Here is a 21830-nt window from a genome sequence, read left to right on the forward strand (position 1 = left end):
CTCACAGAAATAATGCGGGAGAGAGTAGTTTCTCTCCCGCAGCGCGAGGCAGGACCAAAGACCCTTCCCCGGGAGCTGGCCCCGCCGGATGATCAACGTATGAACACTATTGCGAAGCCGGGCCCATCAGAAAAGTCTCCCGGCCAGCTGGGCCTCCCCGCCGCGTCTGCTTTGGTAATCGGCTCAGTCATAGGCACCGGTGTCTTCGGTATCCCCTCTGCCCTTGCCATGTTCGGCCCCATCAGCCTCGTTGCTTTTGTACTCGTGACCATTGGAGCGTTGGCACTCGCGATCGTCTTCGGGTGGCTTGCCCAAAGGATTCCAGGATCCGGTGGCCCCTATCTCTATGCCCGCGACGCGTTCGGGGATTTCGCAGGATTCCTCACTGGCTGGTCGTATTGGGTTACTGCCTGGGTGGGCAACGCCGCTATCGTGGTCGCATTGACCGGCTATGTTGAAGTCTTTATCAATAAGGATCACAACATCGGTTGGTCCATCGTGATCGCTACCGTGGGCTTGTGGATCCCGGTGCTCATTAACGTGGTGGGCATCAGAACTTTAGGTGCGGCGCAGGCAATCTTCACGCTTCTAAAAATCGTGCCGCTGGTCTTCATCGCCATTGTGGGCCTGTTCTTCCTCAAGGGAGCGAACTTTGGCGCATTCAACTCCTCTGGCACCAGTGGCTGGAGCGCAATTGCAGGGGCCGGAGCGATTGCGCTCTTCGCTTACCTCGGCATTGAGACAGCTTCAGTGGCAGCGGGTCGAGTCCGCAACCCCGAGAAGAACGTTCGCCGGGCCACCATTTGGGGCACTGTCGTCTGCGCCGTCATTTATGTGCTGGGGACGCTAGTGGTCTTTGGCACAGTCAATAATCAGGCGCTTCGGCTCTCAATCGCCCCCTTTAGTGATGCGGCAAATGCCATCTTCGGTGGAACCGTCGGCGGCCAGCTCATCGCTGCCGCGGCAATCATCTCCGGCCTCGGCGCTCTGGTTGGTTGGACCTTCATTGTCGGCGAAATGCCGTACGCTGCGGCCAAGGATGGAATGTTTCCACGCATTTTTGCCGGCGAGCGCCGCGGTCTGCCAATCTTTGGCATTCTCTCCTCCACGATCCTCGCCACGCTGCTGACGGTTCTTGCCTATACAAGCTTCGCCAATGTATTCACCACGGTGCTGCTACTGACGGTGTTTACCGCTGTGATCCCCTACATGCTCTCCGCTGGCGCGCAAGTGTTCTGGTTACTCTCGCACCGTCGCGAAACTTCCTGGGCGCACTTCGCCAAGGACGTCACCATCGCAAGTGTTGCCCTAGCCTTCACATTTTGGGCACTGGCTGGAAGCGGAGCCCAAGCTGCCTACTACGGAGTCTTCTGCTTTCTTCTCGGTGTGCCCCTGTACATCTGGTTGCGGGTATCGACCCCGCACGACGGCGAAAAGCCCCCGCTCGGCCCTGTGGCCGACAGCGCCACCATTGCCCAACCTTTGACCACTTCTCCCCCGTCTACCCTTGAAATTGGAGTCTTCCCATGACAATGCCTACCGTTGCACTTAGCGAGCATCCGGCCGGAGCCGCACCCGCTCAAGGAAACGCCGTTCAGAACTTGGGCGTACATTCCGAAGTTGGCAAATTGCGCCAAGTGATCACTCACCGGCCAGGCGCTGAGCTCAGCCGGCTGACACCGCAGAACCGCGAGGAACTGCTCTTCGATGACGTTCTGTGGCCGGCCCGAGCCCGCTCGGAGCACGATGGCTTCGCAGACGTCATGGTCTCACGCGGGATCGAAGTCCATCATTTTTCCGATCTTTTGGCGCAGACCATGGAGATCAAAGAGGCCAGAGACTTCGTCCTTGATCGACTCTGCACACCGGATTCATTCGGACCAACATTTTCACCACACCTTCGCAGTTTCTTAGCCACTCAAGCGCCTGACAGGCTGGTCGAGTTGCTCATAGGCGGCATCCTGGCGGAGGACCTTCCGGACGCATCTGAACCGAGCCTCTATGGGCAAGCCCTCAGCGCCGACGGGTTCCTAGTCGCCCCCGTGCCAAACTCTTTGTTCCCCCGGGATAGTTCTGCCTGGATCTATGGTGGGGTCAACGTCAACGTAATGGCCAAGCCCGCCCGTGTTCGCGAAACTGATCACGTCCGTGCGATCTACAAATATCACCCAATGTTCGCCCAGAGCACCTTCCTTGAGTACAACGTTGATGAAAGCAGGATCCACTCCACCATTGAAGGTGGTGACATCCATGTCTTGGGATACGGGTGCGTGCTCATCGGCATGGGCGAGCGGACAAGCCCAATGGCCGTCGAACTACTCGCCCGGCAGTTGTTCGCCACGGGGCAGGCGACCTCCGTGATCGCCATTAAACTCCCAAAGTCACACGCTCTGATGCATTTGGACACGCTCATGACCATGGTCGATGTTGACACTTTCGTGCTGTATCCCAACGTCGAAGAATCATCATTGCGGGCATGGAAGATCACGGCCACACAGGAGCCAGCAAGTGGAGCACTCCTGGTGGGTCCGGAGCGAGGGCTCTTTGAGCTCATCAGCGAAGCCCTGGGAAAGCCCACATTACGGATACTGAAAGCGGACGAAGACAGTAGAGCCGCGGAGCGGGAGCAATGGGATGACGCCAATAACTACCTAACGCTCGAGCCCGGAGTGGTCATCGGCTACGACCGAAACGTCGCCACCAACACCCTGTTACGTAAAAACGGGATAGAGGTCATTACCGTGGCCGGTAGTGAACTGGGCCGTGGTCGCGGCGGATCGCGCTGCATGTCCTGTCCCATCCAGCGCGACACCGCAGAGTAGGGACACCCCCATGACCATCACAACGACTCCGCAGACAGCCACTATCAAGCATCTGCTGCGTGACACCGACCTCTCCCGCCCCGTCTATGAGCAGCTACTAGCGGACGCCGCCCTCCTCAAGCGAGAAAAAGCCTCCGGGAGCATTCAGCCACACTTGTGCGGGCTCAACGTCGCCGTCATTTTCGAAAAGCCCTCGACGCGTACACGCAGCGCCTTTGAAGTGGCACTGCACGAGGAGGGGGCCGGATGTACCTACATGGATTCAGCGAGCAGTCACTTGGGCAGCTCCGAGTCATTCGAGGACACGGCGCACGTGCTGAGCCGTTTTTTCGACGGCATCGCCTACCGCGGGTTCGCCCAGAGTGGGGTCGATCAACTCGCCGAGCATGGTTCAATCCCCGTCTGGAATGCACTTACTAATGAATGGCATCCCACTCAGGCACTGGCTGACATGCTCACGATGCGAGAGACCAGCGAAAAACCACTCAAGGACATCGTTGTCACGTTCCTCGGCGACGGTCACAACAATGTGGCCAACAGCCTCATGACGTCCGCGGCAATCCTCGGCATGGATGTGAGAATCGGGGCCCCAGAACTCCTCCAACCAGACCCAGCAGTCATCGACGCCGCACGTCTTATAGCGAGCCGTTCCGGGGCTCGGATCACTGTCACCACCGATGTTAACGCCGCGATCGCCGGAGCTGACTTTCTCTACACGGACGTCTGGGTGAGCATGGGTGAATCTGATGAGCTCTGGGATCAGCGTGTTCCGTTGCTCTTGCCCTACCGTATTGACGTGGATCTGATGCATGGGACCGGAAATGCGAAGACTCAGTTCCTGCACTGCTTGCCCAGCATCCATGACAGCACCACGGTCTTGGGGAAGAAGATCTACGATCGCTTCGGACTGGACGGGGCTGAAGTGAGCAATGACGTCTTCCGCTCCCCCGCCTCACGTGTCTACGACCAGGCCGAGAACCGCATGCATACCATCAAGGCGATCATGCTCGCGTCCTTCGCCCCGATGAATACCGGCAGCTGATATGAGGATCGTGGTCGCGCTGGGCGGTAACGCCTTGCTAGAGAGAAAGGACAAGCCAGATGCCGCCGTCGAACGCCACCATATCCGTGACGCAGCAGCAGCGCTGGCCCCTTTGGCTCACGATCATCAACTCATTATTTGTCACGGAAATGGTCCTCAAGTGGGGCTGTTAGCGATGGAGAGTGAAGCCGATCCCGCACTGAGCCGGCCCTATCCACTAGATGCGCTTGGAGCCCAGACTCAGGGCATGATCGGTTACTGGCTCACCCAGGAACTGCGCAATTGCGGTGTCGTGAGCCCCATCGTCGCCGTCATCACCCAAACTCTGGTTGATTCGTTCGATCCAGGGTTTGCCTCTCCGACGAAGTTCATTGGACGCTCCTATTCCCATCAGGAAGCTCTGGAGCTGGCCGCACGCCATGGCTGGGAGGTGCGTGCCGACGGCGCCCGGTGGCGTCGGGTGGTTGCCTCGCCGCGGCCTATCGGAATCATCGAACAAGACTCCATTTCACGTCTTTTAGACCTAGGCACAGTGGTCGTGTGTGGCGGCGGTGGCGGATCTCCCGTGATCTTGGATCCCGCAGGCCAGCTGCGTGGAGTTGAGGCTGTGGTCGATAAGGACTATACCTCCGCACGCATTGCCGTCAACGTGGGTGCGGACAGACTGCTCCTGCTCACCGACGTCGAAGCCGTGATGAATGACTTCGGAACGCCAGCAGCACGTGCCATTGATCGCATCAGCGTTGACGAACTAGCAACGCTGAACCTGCCAGCCGGTTCGATGGGGCCCAAGGTCGCGGCAGCGGCATGGTTTACAGCCCGAACCTCTCACCCGTCTGCCATTGGGGCCCTCGTACAGGGCGCCGAAGTTCTGAGCGGGCGCGCAGGAACCACCATCACGTCTCACCCATGACAAAAGGAGTAAGCGCATGACTGAGCCGAAAAAGACCACCAACACAGCAATTTCCGTCCCCGCCGCAGCAGCACACCCAGAAGGCACCGCACTGGAGCAGGTTCTAGATCCACACTTGTTATCCAGAATGGATGCGTACTGGCGTGCGGCCAACTATCTGTCCGTGGGACAGATCTATCTTTATGAAAATCCCTTACTCAAACGTCCCTTGGTGTTCTCTGATGTGAAGCCTCTGGTGGTCGGTCATTGGGGAACAACACCGGGCCAGAATTTCATCTACGTGCACTTGAACAGGGTGATCGTCAAATACGGGCTGGACATGTTTTATGTCGCAGGGCCCGGGCATGGTGGGCCTGCGCTGGTAGCCAACACGTACCTAGAAGGTAGCTATTCGCAGATCTACCCTGACATCAGCCAGGATGAACAAGGGATGAAGAAGCTGTTCAAGCAGTTTTCTTTCCCGGGCGGTATTTCAAGCCATGTCGCTCCCACCACCCCAGGCTCCATCCATGAAGGCGGAGAGCTCGGCTACTCACTCAGCCACGCCTTTGGTGCCGCTTTCGATAATCCTGAGCTGATTGTTGCCTGCGTGGTCGGCGATGGTGAGGCAGAGACCGGCCCTCTGGCTACTGCATGGCAGTCCACAAAGTTCCTCAACCCGGTCAGTGACGGGGCGGTCCTTCCGATCCTGCATCTCAACGGCTATAAGATCAGCAATCCAACCGTGCTAGCCCGGATTGAGCACGAGGAATTGGACCAGTTCTTACGTGGCTGTGGCTGGGATCCGCGCTACGTCGAAGGCGATGATCCAGAAGTGATGCACCAGCTGATGGCCAGCGTTCTGGATGAAGCCATCGAAGATGTGCGCTCAATCCAGTCTGATGCCCGCGTGGATGGCTGCACACTGCGACCACGCTGGCCCATGATCGTGCTGCGCTCCCCCAAAGGCTGGACCGGACCGAAAATGGTTGACGGGGTGCAGATCGAAGGCACCTACCGCTCACACCAAGTGCCCCTACTTGTGGATGAGGCACATCCTGGGCACGTTCAACAGCTAGAAGATTGGATGCGCAGCTACAGGCCAGAAGAGCTTTTCGATGACAACGGCCGGTTGCTGCCCGCTCTCGCAGAGCTAGCCCCTTCCGGAGAACAACGGATGGGCTCCAACCCACACACCAACGGCGGGTTGCTCTTGGTGGAACTGCGGATGCCCGATTTCCGTGTCCACGCAGTTGCGGTCACCGTTCCTGGGGCGGTGACAGCTCAGGACACACGTGTCTTGGGAGGTTTTCTGCGCGATGTCATCTCGCTGAATACGGAACGACGCAACTTTCGCGTCTTTGGCCCCGACGAAACTCTTTCAAACATGTTAGATGCGGTTTTTGAGGTCACAGACCGACAATGGGAAGCTAGCGTCGTCGAAGGGGATCAGTCACTGGCACCATCCGGGATGGTGCTGGATTCGATGCTCTCTGAGCACCAATGCCAAGGATGGTTGGAAGGCTATTTGCTCACCGGCCGGCACGGGCTGTTCAACTGCTACGAGGCATTCATACACATCGTCGACTCCATGTTTAATCAGCATGCAAAATGGCTCAAAATTACCAAGGCTCTTCCTTGGCGGCGTGACATTTCTTCGCTTAACTACCTGTTGGCTTCGCACGTGTGGCAGCAGGATCACAATGGCTTCACCCACCAGGATCCCGGTTTCCTTGACCATGTGGTCAATAAGAAGGCAGATATCGTCCGGGTCTACCTCCCACCGGATGCCAACTGCCTGCTCTCTGTAGCCGATCATTGTTTGCGAAGCCGCCACTACGTCAATGTCATCGTCGCCGGCAAGCACGCGATGCCGCAGTGGCTTTCCATGGCGGAAGCTGAGCTCCACTGCACGAAAGGAATAGGGATCTGGGAGTGGGCCAGCAACGACAAAGGGACTGAACCCGACGTCGTTCTGGCGTGTTGTGGGGACACGCCCACACTTGAGGTACTTGGTGCCGTCTCCATCCTGCATGAATATTTGCCTGAGCTAAAAATAAGGGTGGTAAACGTGGTGGATTTGATGAAACTCCAATCTGCCAGCGAGCATCCACACGGCCTCTCCGATGCCGATTACGATTCGTTGTTCACAAAAGACAAACACATTGTGTTCGCCTTCCACGGATATCCGAGCCTTATCCACCGCCTCACGTACCGGCGCACCAATCACAACTTGCATGTGCGCGGGTATAACGAAGAGGGCACCATCACCACACCCTTTGACATGCGCGTACAGAACCGCTTGGACCGTTTTCATCTAGTCCAAGACGTGATCGATCGGCTGCCACAGCTTGGCTCAACCGGAGACTACCTCAAAGAAAGAATGGCCAATAAGCTGATCGAACACAATTTTTACATCAATCAACACGGCCAGGACCTCCCGGAGATCCGTAACTGGACTTGGGCCCCCCACGGTGCGGAAAATGCCAGCTGATACAGTGTCAGCATTCGTCCCGGGAGGAACCGGGAACATGAACACGCCTGCAGAAAGCTTGAAGACGCTGCCGCTGCCGGAAGTGGAGCGGCTCCTGAATACTTCCGCTGCGGGAATCACGAGTGTCGACGCCGCGAAACGACTCCTCAGCTTTGGGCCAAACGAGATCACGGAGCACAAGCGCAATCCGCTCTTGCAATTCCTCTCATACTTTTGGGGACCGATCCCGTGGATGATCGAGGCCGCGGTGATCCTCTCCGGCGCGGTAGGACACTGGCCCGACTTTTTCATCATCTTCGCACTGCTGCTGGCCAATGGCGTGGTTGGTTACGCGGAGGAGCATCAAGCTGGCAACGCCATTGCAGCGTTGAAAGCCAAACTGGCTATCACTGCTCGTGTGCGGCGCGATGGTGAATGGGCAGCCCTGGCCGCCTACGATCTAGTCCCAGGGGATGTGATCCGGCTGCGGCAGGGGGACATCATCCCCGCGGATGCCCGTCTTCTTGACGGGACACAAATTGAGGTCGATCAATCTGCCCTCACCGGAGAGTCCTTGCCCATCACGTGTTCACCGAGCGATCCGGTGTACTCGGGATCGATCATTCGGCGCGGAGAAACCGGAGCGCTTGTCTATGCAACCGGAACGCACACGTACTTCGGAAAGACTGCCCAACTTGTTGCCGACGCCCGCACCGTCAGCCACTTCCAAAAAGCCGTCCTGAAGATCGGCAACTACCTCATAGCTCTGGCGGGCGTGTTCGTGGCGGTGATAGTGCTCGTCTCCCTGATGCGTGGGGACGCACTCTTGACCACGCTGGAGTTCGCACTTGTGCTCACGGTTGCTGCGATCCCGGTTGCCATGCCCACGGTGCTTTCGGTGACCATGGCTGTTGGTGCCCGGCTGCTAGCTCGCAAGAAGGCGATCGTGAGCAGACTTGTCGCCATTGAAGAGCTTGCTGGCGTGGACATCCTGTGCGCGGACAAGACAGGCACACTAACGCAGAATTCACTCACGCTCGGTGAACCGTTCGCTCTGGAACCAGCCAGCAGTTCCGACGTCATCTTGGCAGCGGCGCTGGCCTCTCGGGACGATAACGAAGACCCCATCGATTTAGCCATTTTAGCTGCGTTGAAAGAGGACAACTCACTAGAGCCATACACAATCAGCCACTTCGAACCTTTTAACTCGGTCGATAAACGCACCGAAGCCACCGTGCACACCAACGACGGGAAGACGTTCAAGGTCAGCAAGGGCGCGCCGCAGGTCATCCTCAACCTAGCTACCGGAAGCGCCAAAAACACGACGGCCATAGAAGCTGCGGTCAACGATTTCGCTAGCCGCGGCTACCGCTCCCTAGGGGTAGCCCGGACCGATGACGAGGATCGCTGGGAGTTTTTGGGGGTGCTCCCCCTCTTCGACCCACCCCGTCCGGACGCCGCCGCCACGATCGCCACCGCCACAACCATGGGCGTACGCGTAAAGATGGTCACCGGGGACGCAATCGCCATCGCCAAAGAGACCGCGGCCAAACTCGGTCTGGGCACCAATATCCTGGATGCCGCGGGTCTGGGCGACGTGAAGAAGCAGGAGAGTCCTGAGAGCGTACGCACCATAGAAACCGCAGATGGGTTCGCCCAAGTCTTTCCCGAGCACAAATACCACATCATCGACGTCCTCCAACAGCGTGGCCACATCGTTGCGATGACCGGCGACGGCGTCAATGACGCCCCTGCCCTCAAAAAGGCCGACTGCGGTATAGCCGTTTCCGGCGCTACGGATGCAGCCCGCGCCGCCGCCGCGATCGTTTTACTCACCCCTGGTCTCGCTGTGATCATCGACGCGATCAAAGAGAGTCGCAAGATTTTTCAGCGGATGAATTCCTACGCCATGTACCGCATTGCCGAAACGCTGCGTGTGCTCCTTTTTGTGACCGGATCTATCCTTGTCTTCAATTTCTTTCCCGTCACAGCCATCATGATTGTGATGCTGGCACTGCTCAACGACGGCGCAATTCTCTCAATCGCCTATGACAACGTCCATTTCAAGATGAAGCCCGAAGTCTGGAACATGCGTATGGTGTTGGGGATCGCAACCGTCCTAGGCGTGGTGGGCCCTATCGCCGCCTTCTCCTTGTTCTACCTCGGCGAGCGAGTGTTCGCATTGGACCGTCCACACTTGCAGACCATGATGTACCTAATGCTTTCGGTCGCCGGTCACCTCACCATCTTCCTCACCCGCACTCGCGGCCCGTTCTGGTCAATCCGGCCAGCTCCCATCGTGTGGATGGCAGTGCTGGGAACCCAGATAGTGGCGACACTTATAGCCGTCTATGGATTGTTTATGACTCCACTGGGCTGGGGTTGGGCAGCGTTCGTCTGGGGCTATGCCATCCTTTGGGCACTGGTTAGCGACCGTGTCAAACTTCTCGCCTACCGCGTCCTTGATTCTGCCAACGCACACTCTTCGCCTCATCCATCCGAACAGTCGGTTTATTAACGCCCGCCTCATGAAAGGTTTCAGATGATCAATCATCCGGCGTACACGCGGGAGCCTTGGTGTCTTCGCGAGACCTGCCTTGACCTCGATGTGCTGGCGCAAAGCGAATCTCTATTTGCGCTATCTAACGGTCATTTGGGATGGCGTGGAAACCTGGATGAAGGGGAACCTCACGGTCTCCCGGGAACGTATCTGAACGGGGTATACGAGTCCCGGCCCATGCCTTACGCCGAAGCGGGCTACGGATACCCTGAAGCCGGGCAGACTGTCATCGATGTCACCAACGGCAAACTCATCCGTCTACTGGTCGATGACCAGCCCTTCGATATCAGGTACGGGGACGTCCTCTCCCACGAACGTGTTCTTGACTTTCGGTCCGGACTGCTGACCCGTGAGGTCCACTGGGTATCCCCGGGTGGGCATGGCGTGCGGGTGAAATCTCAGCGGCTGGTGTCTCTGACACAACGCGCCATAGCCGCAATCTGCTACGAGGTGCAAGCACTAGACCAAGAGGTTCGGATAGTACTCCAGTCCGAGTTGGTGGCCAATGAGGCATTACCGCCCAACGGAGGTGATCCTCGCGAGGCCGCCGCACTTTTATCACCTTTAACGTCGGAGCGCCATGACTGCCAAGGCTTGGGTGGATCGCTGCTCCACCACACCCAGGTCAGCGGACTGCGTGTGGGCGCTGCTATGGCACACACGGTCCACGGTCCGGCCGCTGACGCGTTAGACCGGCAGAAGGTCACAACGCTCGAAGAAAAGCACGCGGTCACTGTCTATGCGGAGAGCTTCCCCGATCTGGCACGGGTGACGTTCACGACCACCCTAAAACCAGGACAACGACTGCGGCTCATCAAATTCGTCGCGTACGGCTGGTCAGCAATTCGCTCCCAGCCGGCAGTTGCCGATCAGATCGTTGCCGCGCTCGCGGGCGCGCAGCAGAGCGGATGGGATGGTTTGGTGGCCGCGCAGCGAACGTATCTGGATGACTTCTGGGCACGGGCGGATGTCAGCCTAGACGGTGATGCCCGTGTGCAACAGGCAGTGCGGTTTGCCTTGTTTCACTTGCTGCAGGCAGGCGCTAGAGCCGAGGGCCGAGCCATTGCAGCGAAGGGATTGACCGGGCCCGGTTACGACGGCCACGCCTTTTGGGACACCGAAAGTTATGTTCTGCAGGTGCTTAGTTACACAGTGCCCGAAGCCGCACGCGATGCCCTGCGGTGGCGGCATTCAATTCTGCCCCAAGCGTGTAAGCGAGCTGCGCAGCTCGGGCTGGCAGGGGCAGTCTTTCCGTGGCGCACCATCGACGGGGAAGAGTGTTCCGGGTACTGGCCGGCAGGCACGGCAGCGTTCCACGTCGGGGCAGACATCGCCGATGCTGTGGTGCGCTATGTCAATGTCACCGGCGACCACACGTTCGAGCATGATGTTGGTATTGAGCTCTTGGTGCAAACGGCACGGCTATGGTCCTCATTGGGACATTACGATGCGCAGGGTGGTTTCTGCATCGACGGGGTGAGCGGTCCAGACGAATATTCAGCGGTGGCAGATAACAACGTCTACACCAATCTCATGGCGGCCCACAATCTCCGCAGCGCGGCCGACGCCGCCAGCCGCTACCCGGATCAGGCTCGAGAACTCAACGTTGACGAGGCGGAATCTGGAGCCTGGCTCGCTATGGCATGCTCCATGGTCATCTGCTATGACCGCAAACTGGGGGTGCACCCCCAATCCGAGGGATTCACCCGTCACGCGATCTGGGACTTTGCTGCGACCTCCGCGGAGCAGTACCCCTTGATGTTGCACGTGCCCTATTTCGATCTTTACCGCAAACAAGTCCTCAAACAAGCCGATCTCGTCCTTGCCATGCATCTGCGCGGGGAGGCTTTCACTGCCGCGCAAAAGGCTCGCAACTTCGCCTATTATGAAGCACTCACAGTCCGCGATTCATCCCTGTCTGCCTGCACTCAAGCGGTATTGGCCGCGGAGACTGGTCATCTGGAACTAGCGTATGACTACCTGAGCGAAGCCGCTTTGATGGACTTGGGCGACCTTGAACACAACACCCGCGACGGACTGCACGCAGCGTCACTCGCTGGAACCTGGATAGCGCTCGTTCCTGGCCTGGCTGGCCTGCGTGAACGTGAAGGCACACTGGCTTTCACTCCCCGGCTGCCTCCGGGCATCACCGGGTTGAGAGTCAATCTCTGCGTACGTGGGCAGCGGTTGAGGGTGTCAATTACACTGAGCACCACAACCTACAGCTTGTATAACGGCGAGCCGCTGTCCCTTGTCCACAATGGCGTCCCTTTTACGGTTAAGTGCGGGATCCCGATTAGCCTGCCGACTGCGGTCCGTCAGAAGGCTGTGGGTCAGGAGCCGACGCAGCCCGTCGGCCGAGCCCCGGAGCACCAGCACGCCAGACCCTAATGAATGGGCGAGTCTTACAGTTCGCCAGAGTGGGCGCTCCTGAACGTCATTTAGCTTTTAACGCTCACGACAAGTTCAGGAGGATGCTCACCTGGCTCTCCAAACTCGTCAACTATTCTGTTGACCAAAGGTTGTAGGAGCAGCCGTCCGAACTGGCGCACAAGAGTAGTCAGAGTTTGCTCGGTAACACTGCGATCAGTTGATGCTAAGCCCATTTCTCGCAGGGCCTTGACCTGCTCCGCGGTCAGCACCGCCAGCCTACTCAGCACGTCACCAGTTTGTCCTTGGCCCGTGAGCAAGGAACGACGAAGATAGTCGACAATTGTTGGGTTCGCCGCCAGCATCTGGGCCACCGCGCCATCGCGAAGGGTAACGATTTCCCGAGCGGTGCCACTCATGGGCGCTGAGCGAAGGGTATCGGCGAAGAGATCAACAATGAGAGTATCTACCGCTTCGCGTAAGCCCTCTTTTGTGCCGTAGTGGTGGGCAACCAGCCCGACGGTCACGTGCGCCTCTGTCGCGATTGCGCGCAATGAGGTGCCATCCTGACCGTCTCGGGCAAAAAGACTCAGGGCCGCATTACGAATGCGTGCCTTTGAGGTCAGATCGTCTGGTCCCCAGGAGGTTGAAAGTGCGTCCGCTGTTCGTTCTTTCTCTGTGCTCACCCTTTAATGCTAGACCACAAACCCTTGAACTAATGTACGGAGTGCTGTACAAATGTACAAACAGCACTCAAGACATTGATGTCAGGAGCAAATATGTCCCAGCCGCTTTCCGGAATCGTTATAGTTACCGTGGCCATCAACCTCCCGGGACCGTTGGCAGCCTCGAGGCTGACCGAACTGGGCGCAAGGGTTATCAAGGTTGAGCCGCCCACCGGTGATCCGCTTAAGAGCGTGGCTCCTGCATGGTACGCGGAGCTGACAGCGGGGCAGGAAGTCATTGAGCTTGACTTGAAAAGCCCGTCCGATCGATCCCGCTTTGAAGATCTATTAGTAGACGCCGATATGCTTTTGACGTCTATGCGACCTTCCGCGCTAGCCAGGCTCAACCTCGAGGAAATCCTCAAGCGCAGGAGAATCGCTCTGGTGGAGATCGTGGGTCATGATGGCCCACGGGCAGAACAGCCCGGCCATGACTTGACCTATCAGGCAACTCAAGGGACACTTCAACCCCCGACCCTGCCTCTCGTGCCGATCGCAGACGTACTTGGCGCCGAACGCGCTGTGGTCGCTTGCCTCTCCGCATTGCGTCAACGGGAGCAGGGTGAAACTGATGTGCGCGAGAGGGTAGTGCTTGAAGAGGCCGCCCGCGCGGCCTCAGCCGGCGTCCGGCACGGGCTAACATCCCCTGGAGCCATGCTCGGTGGCGCTTCGCCTTTATACGGAATTTATCCAACTGCAGATGGCTTTCTCGCCGTGGCCGCCCTCGAGCCACACTTTGCGGCCCGGCTCGCAGCACACGTCGGACAAACTCGCCAGGACTTGACGCGAGAGTTTGCCCTTCACCCCACAGCGCACTGGACCGAGCTGGGCCAAATCCACGACATCCCACTGGTCGCCGTCCGCGAAGCTGCAAGGGCCGTTCCCGAACTCGCTCTTGCCCAGTCCCTCCCCACCAACAACCACGAATCGGAGTAATCATGCCTGATCTTGCAGGAATTCTGGCGCGAACGGCCCGCAGCTGTCCCGACCGAATCGCTTTGAGCTACTGCGGGGTGAGTCACACTTATGCAGAATTTGACCGGCGAGTGAGCCAGCTCGCCAACGAGTTAATCGGCCGCGGTCTCCGGAAGGGAGACAGGCTACTGCTCGTCTCCGGAAACAGTGACGTATTCGTAATTGCGCTTTATGCGGGACTGCGGGCCGGTGCAATTGTTGTTCCTGTGAACCCGCGATCAGCGCCCCGAGAGATCGACTACTTTCTAAGCGACACAGAAGCAAAAATCCTTGTTTTTGGTCCGGAGGTAGTGAGCACCATTTCTGGGTGGATGTCCATGGAAGGGCGTGCGGCAGATGTCCCAGCCCTTGCCCTAGGAGTGGCACCCGGCTACGAGAATGTACTCGCCTGTGCAGCCGATCAGCCAAGCGAGCCGCCCGTCGTCGACCTCGCAGAGGATGACGACGCGCTGATCATTTACACCTCCGGCACCACCGGCCGACCCAAGGGCGCACTGTTCGATCACCACCGCATCATTTGGGTAGGCATCAACTCCTCCGTAGGCTTTGGTCTCAGGGTCGGCGAACGGCTCCTCCATGTCGCCCCGCTCTACCATTCTGCCGATCTGAACCTGGTACTTATCCCCGGCATGATGCTAGGTGCCACGCACGTCATTTTGCCGTCCTTCGATCCAGAAACAGTGCTGGAAACCATCGAGCAGGAGCGCATCGGCTTCTTCTTCGGCGTCCCCACAATGTACGCGTTCCTGATGCGAGCCCCCAGCTTGGCGACTCGCGACTTGTCAAGCCTGCGCATCTGCATGTACGGCGCAGCCCCTATGCCAGCCGGGCTGGCACAGCAGATCGTGAAAGCGCTGCCTAACGCCTGGATCGTGCAGGCGTGCGGTCAAACAGAAGGGGGGCCGGGAGGAATTCTGCTCACGCATGACGAAGTACTTCAGCGGCCATCCGCGAGCGGTCGTTTTGCCATCGCCAACACTGAAGTCCGGATCGTCGACGCCGACGGCAACGACGCCGTACCCGGGACGGTAGGGGAGATGATCATGCGCGGAGAGACCATGATGAAGGGCTACTGGCGCAAGCCCGAAGCTACAGCTGCAACGATCATCGATGGCTGGGTTCACACCGGCGATCTAGCTCAGGTGGACGCAGAAGGATTCATCACGATCGTTGATCGGTTGAAGGACATGATCATCACCGGTGGCCGCAACGTCTACTCCGCCGAGGTCGAAAGCGCGCTAGCCGACCATCCAGCGGTAGGCGACGTCGCCGTCGTCGGCCGTCTACACGATGAATACGGCGAAACGGTGGTCGCGGTGGTGACTCCCCGGGAAAACCAGACCGTAACGCTGGAAGAACTACGCGAGTACGCACGGGAGAGAATCGCCGACTACAAGCTGCCACGCGAGCTGGTGATCCCTGCTATTCCGCGCAACCCTTCCGGAAAGATCCTCAAACATCAGCTCAGGGATCAGGTCCGTGGCTAGGGAGGCGACGCCTCTCATCTTTGGCACCCCTGACATCTGAGCTGGGGCGCCCAGGCACTTGCCCGCACTGCCGAGAACCGAATTTTTCATCTGCGTAGGAGATCGTTCATGAACCGAGAAGCAGTCATTATCGACGCCGTGAGAACGCCCGTGGGCAAGCGCGGTGGACAATTACGGCAGTGGCACCCAGTGGATTTACTGGCCCAAAGCCTTTCATCTCTTACGGACCGCACAGGGATCGCGCACAGTTCCCTTTCAGATGTGATCGTTGGCTGCGCGATCCAAAGTGGAGAGCAGGCAGGGAACGTTGCCCGCAACTCCATCCTCGGGGCCGGTTTCCCGGTGTCATTGCCGGGAACCACGCTCGACCGCCAATGTGGATCTGGGCAACAGGCAGTGCACTTCGCAGCTCAAGCCATCAAGTCAGGTGAATACAACTTCGCTATCGGTGCTGGCGTTGAGTCGATGTCACGCGTTGATTTGGGTCCGCTCTTCATCCCGGGCGGGCCACGCGGTCAGTGGTACGGGGAAAGGGCACTGGCGCGCTTCAATGGCACCATTCCAGCCCAAGGTCCGTCCGCAGAACTCATCATCAAAAAGTGGGGATTTACTCGCGAACAACTTGATGACTACAGCGTTCGTAGCCATCAACGTGCCGGTGCAGCAACTGATGCCGGCTATTTCGCCTCGCAATTGGTTCCGGTGGAGGGCACCACCAAAGACGGCCTAGTCACTGCCATGACCCGCGACGAAGGCATTCGATCCGCGATCGATGCGGCACGTATGGCCACGCTCACCCCGGTGTTCTCCCCCGAAGGCAGTATTACGGCAGGGAACGCATCCCAGACGAGTGACGGCGCGGCCGCCTTGCTGATCGCTGACCGCGCGCATGCTGAGGCAGCCGGGCTGCGCCCAAGGGCGCGCATCGTCTCAATGGCGGTTGGCGCTGACGATCCAGTACTGCAATTCACGGCAATAATCCCAGCGACCCAACGGGCATTGGATCAGGCGGGCCTGCGTATTGGCGACATCGACATCGTTGAAGTCAACGAAGCATTCGCCCCCGTACCCCTCCTTTGGGCGCACGAATTCGGTTACCCGCAAGACCAACTCAACGTCAACGGAGGTTCGATAGCCATCGGTCACCCCCTCGGCTCCACAGGCGCCAGGCTGCTCACCGCGTTGCTCAACGAACTTGAGCGACGCGATGCACGGTACGGTCTCCTGGCCATCTGCGAAGGCGGCGGCATGGCCAACGCCACCATCATCGAAAGAATCTAGGTAGGAGTAACTGTGGAAATTAAGAACCGCACGTTCATTGTCACGGGAGGAGCCTCTGGTCTTGGCGCCGCGACCACCGAAGCCCTGCTGGAACGCGGAGCATACGTCATCGCAGCCGACCCGAGAGGCCCAGCCTCTGAAGGTGCCGTCTTCGTAGAAACTTGCGTCACGAATCCTGATCAGGTGGCACATGCCATTTTTGTAGCTTCCCAGCAACCCGGTCCGCTCTCAGGCATCGTCAACTGTGCTGGAATCGGCATTGCCACCAAGGTGTTGGGCAGGGACGGCCCCCCTCCTCTAGATGAATTCCTGCGGGTCCTCACCATTGGAACCGCATCCGCGGCAGCGTTCGATGGCCAAATCGGTCAGGGTGGCTATGAGTTCGCTGCACTGGCGGCTCACATTGTAGAAAACCAAATGATCAACGGCGAGGTGATCCGTCTTGACGGGGCACTGCGTATGGCAGCTAGGTAAAGGAAAAAGTCACGATGCATTCACAGCGAATTTTTTCCGGATTTCCCTCCACTATGGGCGACGACGTCCAACTCAACACCACCACACTGATCCGCCATGCCGCCCGCACCCACGGAGAGCGCGAGATTGTGTACCGCAGCGCTGACGGTGGTTGGGAGCGGTATAACTATGCGGGCGCATATGAGCGAATAAAGCGCGGCGCCAATGCGTTGCGCAAGCTAGGAGTTGGCCCGGCCACCAGGGTTGGAATCATTGATTGGAACAGCCGCCGGCACTTTGAACTGTACTGGGCCATCCCCGGTATTGCTGCCGTCATGGTCCAACTCAATCTTCGACTGGGGCCTGAAGATCTTAGCTACGTCATCAGCGACAGTGAAACGTCTGTTATTTGCGTCGATGAATCGCTGTTGCCGTTGGCAGAAGCCGTGGCTCCGTCTATGCCCAGCGTCACAACGTGGATCATCATGACGGACAAGCCAATGTCTCAAATCCAGACTACGCTCCCCAATGCCCATCACTACGAGGACCTCATCGCTGCCAGCTCACCGGAGATCGATTGGCCAGAGATTGACGAGCGTTCCGCCTACAGCGCCTGCTACACCACCGGCACAACGGGCCGCCCCAAGGGCGTCTTCTACTCACACCGGGCCATCTACTTACACTCCTACGCGATTGCGGCGAACACCGGGATGACACTCAACGACTGCACCATGTTGATCACCCCGATGTTCCACGGACAGGCTTGGGGCCTGCCACAGGCTGCAACGCTAATGGCTAACAAGATCATCTTGCCGGGCCGCTACCAGGCAGAGGACACCGGCGCTTTGACAGATGCGCTCATTGCCGAGGGCGTCACCATCACCAACGGTGCGCCGGTCATCTTCATCCCCATGCTCCACTACATCCGTTCACTCGAGGTTGCCCCGGATCTGAGCCGCTTGCGCATGTTATCCGGTGCCACCGAACCACCTTTAGCCCTGATGCGCGGCTTCGAGGAGCTCACGGGCGCTGAGACAGTGCACGCCTACGGCGCTACAGAAACAACACCACTGGTAACGATGAACCGGTATAAGGCAAGTGTCCGCGAACACCTGACTTCGGAGGAACTCCTTGATCTTAAACGTAAGCAGGGACTGCCCGTATCTGGCGTCGATATCCGTCTGCTCGACGGTTCCGATCAGGATGTGGTGTGGGATGGTGTGACCCAGGGAGAGATTTGCGTACGCGGACCCTGGATCACGCGCAGCTATCACAATATGCCCGCAGAGGATGCGGAGGGTCGCTTTGTTGACGGTTACTGGCGTAGCGGCGATGTGGGAACAATAGACTCTGATGGCTATTTGAAGGTCACCGACAGAATCAAGGACGTCATCAAGAGCGGTGGAGAGTGGACTTCCTCGATCGACATGGAGAATCTGCTGCTGAATCATCCGGACGTCGCAGAGGCCGCCGTCGTGGGTCTTCCCCACCCCAAGTGGCAGGAAAGGCCCTTCGTGCTTCTGGTGCCTACGAGCGGGGCAACCATTACGCTTGAGGACGTCCGGACACATCTGTCTTCCGCATTCGCTAGCTGGCAACTCCCTGAGGCTATGGAACTTGTGAACGAAATCCCGCGCACCAGTGTGGGTAAGTTTGACAAGAAAGTCATCCGTAGCCAGCACTCGGACGTTTACGCGAGAGCGTCTTCGGACACCTGACCGGCGGCCCCGCCAGCGGCACCGGGCACTCGATAGTAGCTATGGGTCTTTTCGCCGAAGAAATTACCTATCAACGCACGCAGCACTTGAAAGAAAATAGGAGTACCACCATGATTTTAGATAACTATGTTTCGCCGTGGCACACGGAAGAACTTGATGATCTTCGGGACATGACGCGTGCCTTCTTGGAAAAGGAATCTGCGCCACACCAAGCCCGTTGGGCTCAGCAACATGCGGTCGATCGAGATTTTTGGCGGCTAGCAGGGGAAGCCGGGCTGCTGTGCATCAGCATTCCGGAGGAATACGGTGGAGGTGGCGGCACCTTCGCCCATGAAGCCGTCATCATGGAAGAACAGTCCCGCATAGCTGACTCAGCCTGGGGAAATGTGGTTCACAGCACCATCGTGGCACACTACATTGCCGCATTCGGCACGGAAGAGCAGAAGCAGCGTTGGCTCCCCGGCATGGCCTCCGGCGAACTCGTTGGGGCCATCGCGATGACCGAGCCGACCACGGGCTCCGACCTTCAAAGTGTCCGTACCCGGGCCAAACTGGATGGTGAGAACTACGTCATCAACGGCGCCAAGACGTTCATCACCAATGCCACTCATTGCGATCTTCTGGTTATCGTCGCCCGCACAGGCGATAATAAGGGCGGTAAAGGATTGTCTCTGATCGTCGCCGAAACCACAGACCTGGCCGGGTTTGAGCGTGGGCGCGTCATGGAAAAGATCGGCATGCACGGTCAGGATACCCGCGAGCTCGCGTTTGTGGATATGCGAGTTCCCGCAGGCAATGTGCTCGGTGGCGTAGAGGGCCACGGTTTCATCCAGCTTATGCAGCAGCTTCCGCAGGAACGCCTTGCGATCGCTGTAGCGTCCGCTGCCGAGTGTGAATATGCGCTCCGCGAGACGACGGCGTACGCGAAAGATCGCGAAGCCTTCGGCCAGAACCTATTGGGTTTCCAAAATACCCGGTTCGTGCTCGCGGAATGCGTCGCCGACAGCCTCGCCGCCCGAACACTGATCGACCACTGCATTAGTACTCATGTCACTGGGGATCTCGACGCGCCGACGGCTTCGTTGGCAAAGTTCTGGTGCACCGATATGCAGAACAAAGTCATCGATCGCTGTCTGCAGATCTTTGGGGGCTATGGATACATGATCGAGTACCCCATAGCCCGCAGGTTCGTGGCAGCACGTGTTCAGAAAATCTATGGTGGAACGAACGAGATCATGAAGGAACTGGTCGCCAGATCGCTATGACGCCTAAATTGTCACGGCTGGCCGCGGAGCACCTTCCCGTTGGTCAGAGCGTCGATCTTGGCTCCCATTCAGTCTCCGAGGCGGAGATCATTCGCTTCGCCTCGGAGTGGGACAGCCAGTACTTTCACACTGATCCCGAGACCGCCCACGAAAGTCATTTTGGCGGGCTGATTGCCAGCGGCCTGCATACGCTTTCAATTTTTCAGCGACTTTCGGTGCTGGGCGTGCTTAACGTAAAGGGGTAGGCTGGAACGGCTCGGAGAATTCTGGGTTTTTGTTGTCAGCGTCGAAGACCACTGATATCTAGCCAACGCCGCCGTCCCCACAACAACGCAGACAACGCTTTCCCTGTCACTGGAGAGCTGAGGCGCCCCCTGACGTCCATGACGGCAGCGTTCCACACTCCGTCCGAATACGTGGGGTAAGGATGAGTTGTCCCAGCGATGTCTGAAGTGCTCAAGCCTTTCTGGACAGCCAGCGTCAATTCGGCCAGGGCTTCCCCTGCCCGCGGTCCGACGATGGTGCCGCCAAGAACTTTTCCACGACTATTGACCACCAATCTGGTGAACCCTGTTGTGTCATCTTCGGCGACGGCCCTATCCACGTGCGCGTGGGAAACACTCACTATGCGGTGCCCTGAGCTTTTTGCGGCTGTGGTAAGCCCGACGGCGGCCACTTCCGGGGAAGTAAAAGTCACTCGAGGCACGGTCTCGCTAACGCGGCGTTGCAATCCAAGGACTGCATTGGCAGCGGCCACGGAGGCGTGGACGCCCGCCAAATGCGTGAATTGTGGGTTCGCCGTTACATCCCCAGCAGCCCAGATGAGCGGGTTACTGGTCCTCATCCTCGCATCCGTAACAATGTGACCGCCAGCGTCCAAGTCCACACCCACCCGTTCTAGGTGAAGTCCGCCCGTCCGGGGGGAACGTCCTATAGCCATCAGGACCTTGTCAGCTTCAATGGTCTTTCCGTTCATCAGTCGGAGTCGGGTTCCCCGTGGCGTGCTTTCCGCACTCGTAATCACGTCACCCTCTAAGATTTTGACGCCGTCAGATTCAAGCGAACTTTTCACCAGCATTGCCGCCTCCGGGTCCTCCTGTGGCAGAAGGCAAGATCGGATCACCAGGCTCACTTCTGCTCCCAGACGGGCTAGGGCCTGACCAAGCTCACACGCGATGCGACCACCCCCCACGATGACCAGCCGCTCCGGAAGCCTTTCTATTTCCCACACGGTCTCAGAAGTCAGCACCAAGTTCTCAGCCAACCCGGGGATCACATTAATTCTCGGTGTTCCACCGCTGGCAACGAGCGCTTGCCGGAAACTATGCCGCTCGCCGTCGACCTCCGCAACACCAGGGGCAAGGAACGTCAAGGCGCCCTTGACCACGGCTACTCCGGCTGCTTCTAGCGCCTGAGGTGAATCAACTGGCTCGATGGTTTTGATGGCGGCCAAGATTCGTTTTTGGACGTCAGCGAATTGTGGTGATTGCCCCGTCAGCGTCCGAATGGTCGCGGCATGCGCAGCTGCTGAAAGCAGCGTCTTGGACGGAACACAACCAGTCCATAGGCAGTCACCTCCTGTACGCGACTGCTCGACCAACATGGTCCGGGCCCCGAACCCGGCAGCCGTCATGGCACCCACTATTCCTGCCGTACCTCCACCGACTACCAGCAAGTCAACTTTTTGGTGCTTGACTATCATGGTGGACTCCTTTTCAGTGAGATTGAATGCTGTCATAAATCCGTAGGAGGCGCCTCTGCCGGAGC

General features: G+C 58.4%; 16 protein-coding genes. 14 read left to right on the forward strand and 2 right to left on the reverse strand.

Annotation, left to right across the window (positions count from 1 at the left end; genetic code table 11):
* Positions 1 to 99 precede the first annotated feature (99 nt).
* The 7 genes from LOH53_RS15150 to LOH53_RS15180 are packed head-to-tail and all read left to right on the forward strand — an operon-like array spanning position 100 to position 12180.
* The gene (locus tag LOH53_RS15150) at positions 100 to 1530 is read left to right on the forward strand and encodes an amino acid permease (protein ID WP_230068597.1); all 1431 of its coding nucleotides are present in this window, start codon (positions 100 to 102) and stop codon (positions 1528 to 1530) included.
* On the forward strand, positions 1527 to 2822 hold the full coding sequence (locus tag LOH53_RS15155; RefSeq protein WP_230068598.1) for an arginine deiminase: 1296 nt from the start codon (positions 1527 to 1529) through the stop codon (positions 2820 to 2822). Before LOH53_RS15150 ends, LOH53_RS15155 begins: the two co-directional genes overlap by 4 nt.
* Before the next feature lie 10 nt (positions 2823 to 2832).
* A complete protein-coding gene (argF, locus tag LOH53_RS15160) occupies positions 2833 to 3864 on the forward strand; it encodes an ornithine carbamoyltransferase (RefSeq protein ID WP_230068599.1) in 1032 nt (343 codons plus the stop codon).
* A 1-nt stretch (position 3865) separates the two neighbouring features.
* A complete protein-coding gene (locus tag LOH53_RS15165) occupies positions 3866 to 4777 on the forward strand; it encodes a carbamate kinase (protein WP_230068600.1) in 912 nt (303 codons plus the stop codon).
* 16 nt (positions 4778 to 4793) lie between these two features.
* Positions 4794 to 7250: a phosphoketolase family protein gene (locus LOH53_RS15170; protein ID WP_268251225.1), complete on the forward strand. Its 2457-nt coding sequence runs from the start codon at positions 4794 to 4796 to the stop codon at positions 7248 to 7250.
* Positions 7251 to 7287: 37 nt separating this feature from the next.
* On the forward strand, positions 7288 to 9747 hold the full coding sequence (locus LOH53_RS15175) for a plasma-membrane proton-efflux P-type ATPase (protein ID WP_230068601.1): 2460 nt from the start codon (positions 7288 to 7290) through the stop codon (positions 9745 to 9747).
* Positions 9748 to 9771: 24 nt separating this feature from the next.
* Positions 9772 to 12180 (forward strand): glycoside hydrolase family 65 protein, encoded by a 2409-nt coding sequence (locus tag LOH53_RS15180; protein ID WP_230068602.1) that lies wholly within the window; start codon positions 9772 to 9774, stop codon positions 12178 to 12180.
* Positions 12181 to 12230: 50 nt separating this feature from the next.
* On the opposite strand, the gene LOH53_RS15185 is transcribed toward LOH53_RS15180, so the two are convergent.
* Positions 12231 to 12845 carry a TetR/AcrR family transcriptional regulator gene (locus LOH53_RS15185; RefSeq protein ID WP_230068603.1) on the reverse strand — a complete coding sequence of 205 codons (615 nt, stop codon included), beginning with the start codon at positions 12843 to 12845 and terminating at the stop codon, positions 12231 to 12233.
* A 93-nt stretch (positions 12846 to 12938) separates the two neighbouring features.
* Here LOH53_RS15185 and LOH53_RS15190 point away from each other — a divergent pair, with 93 nt between their 5' ends.
* From LOH53_RS15190 to LOH53_RS15220, 7 genes are all read left to right on the forward strand, one after another.
* Entirely contained in the window at positions 12939 to 13820 is an 882-nt protein-coding gene (locus LOH53_RS15190; protein WP_230068604.1) for a CoA transferase, read from the forward strand.
* 2 nt (positions 13821 to 13822) lie between these two features.
* The gene (locus tag LOH53_RS15195) at positions 13823 to 15346 is read left to right on the forward strand and encodes a class I adenylate-forming enzyme family protein (RefSeq protein WP_230068605.1); all 1524 of its coding nucleotides are present in this window, start codon (positions 13823 to 13825) and stop codon (positions 15344 to 15346) included.
* A gap of 108 nt (positions 15347 to 15454) precedes the next feature.
* A complete protein-coding gene (locus LOH53_RS15200; protein ID WP_230068606.1) occupies positions 15455 to 16627 on the forward strand; it encodes a thiolase family protein in 1173 nt (390 codons plus the stop codon).
* 12 nt (positions 16628 to 16639) lie between these two features.
* Positions 16640 to 17101 carry an SDR family NAD(P)-dependent oxidoreductase gene (locus LOH53_RS15205; protein WP_230068607.1) on the forward strand — a complete coding sequence of 154 codons (462 nt, stop codon included), beginning with the start codon at positions 16640 to 16642 and terminating at the stop codon, positions 17099 to 17101.
* Positions 17102 to 17115: 14 nt separating this feature from the next.
* Entirely contained in the window at positions 17116 to 18798 is a 1683-nt protein-coding gene (locus tag LOH53_RS15210) for a long-chain-fatty-acid--CoA ligase (RefSeq protein ID WP_230068608.1), read from the forward strand.
* Between the two features lie 110 nt (positions 18799 to 18908).
* On the forward strand, positions 18909 to 20063 hold the full coding sequence (locus LOH53_RS15215; RefSeq protein ID WP_230068609.1) for an acyl-CoA dehydrogenase family protein: 1155 nt from the start codon (positions 18909 to 18911) through the stop codon (positions 20061 to 20063).
* Positions 20060 to 20308, forward strand: coding sequence for a MaoC/PaaZ C-terminal domain-containing protein (locus LOH53_RS15220; RefSeq protein ID WP_230068610.1), 249 nt, complete (start codon positions 20060 to 20062; stop codon positions 20306 to 20308). The genes LOH53_RS15215 and LOH53_RS15220 overlap by 4 nt, the downstream gene beginning before the upstream one ends.
* 35 nt (positions 20309 to 20343) lie before the next feature.
* On the opposite strand, the gene LOH53_RS15225 is transcribed toward LOH53_RS15220, so the two are convergent.
* Positions 20344 to 21765, reverse strand: coding sequence for a dihydrolipoyl dehydrogenase family protein (locus LOH53_RS15225; RefSeq protein WP_230068611.1), 1422 nt, complete (start codon positions 21763 to 21765; stop codon positions 20344 to 20346).
* Positions 21766 to 21830 lie beyond the last annotated feature (65 nt).

Source organism: Arthrobacter cryoconiti, assembly GCF_020905375.1.
Classification (GTDB): domain Bacteria; phylum Actinomycetota; class Actinomycetes; order Actinomycetales; family Micrococcaceae; genus Specibacter; species Specibacter cryoconiti.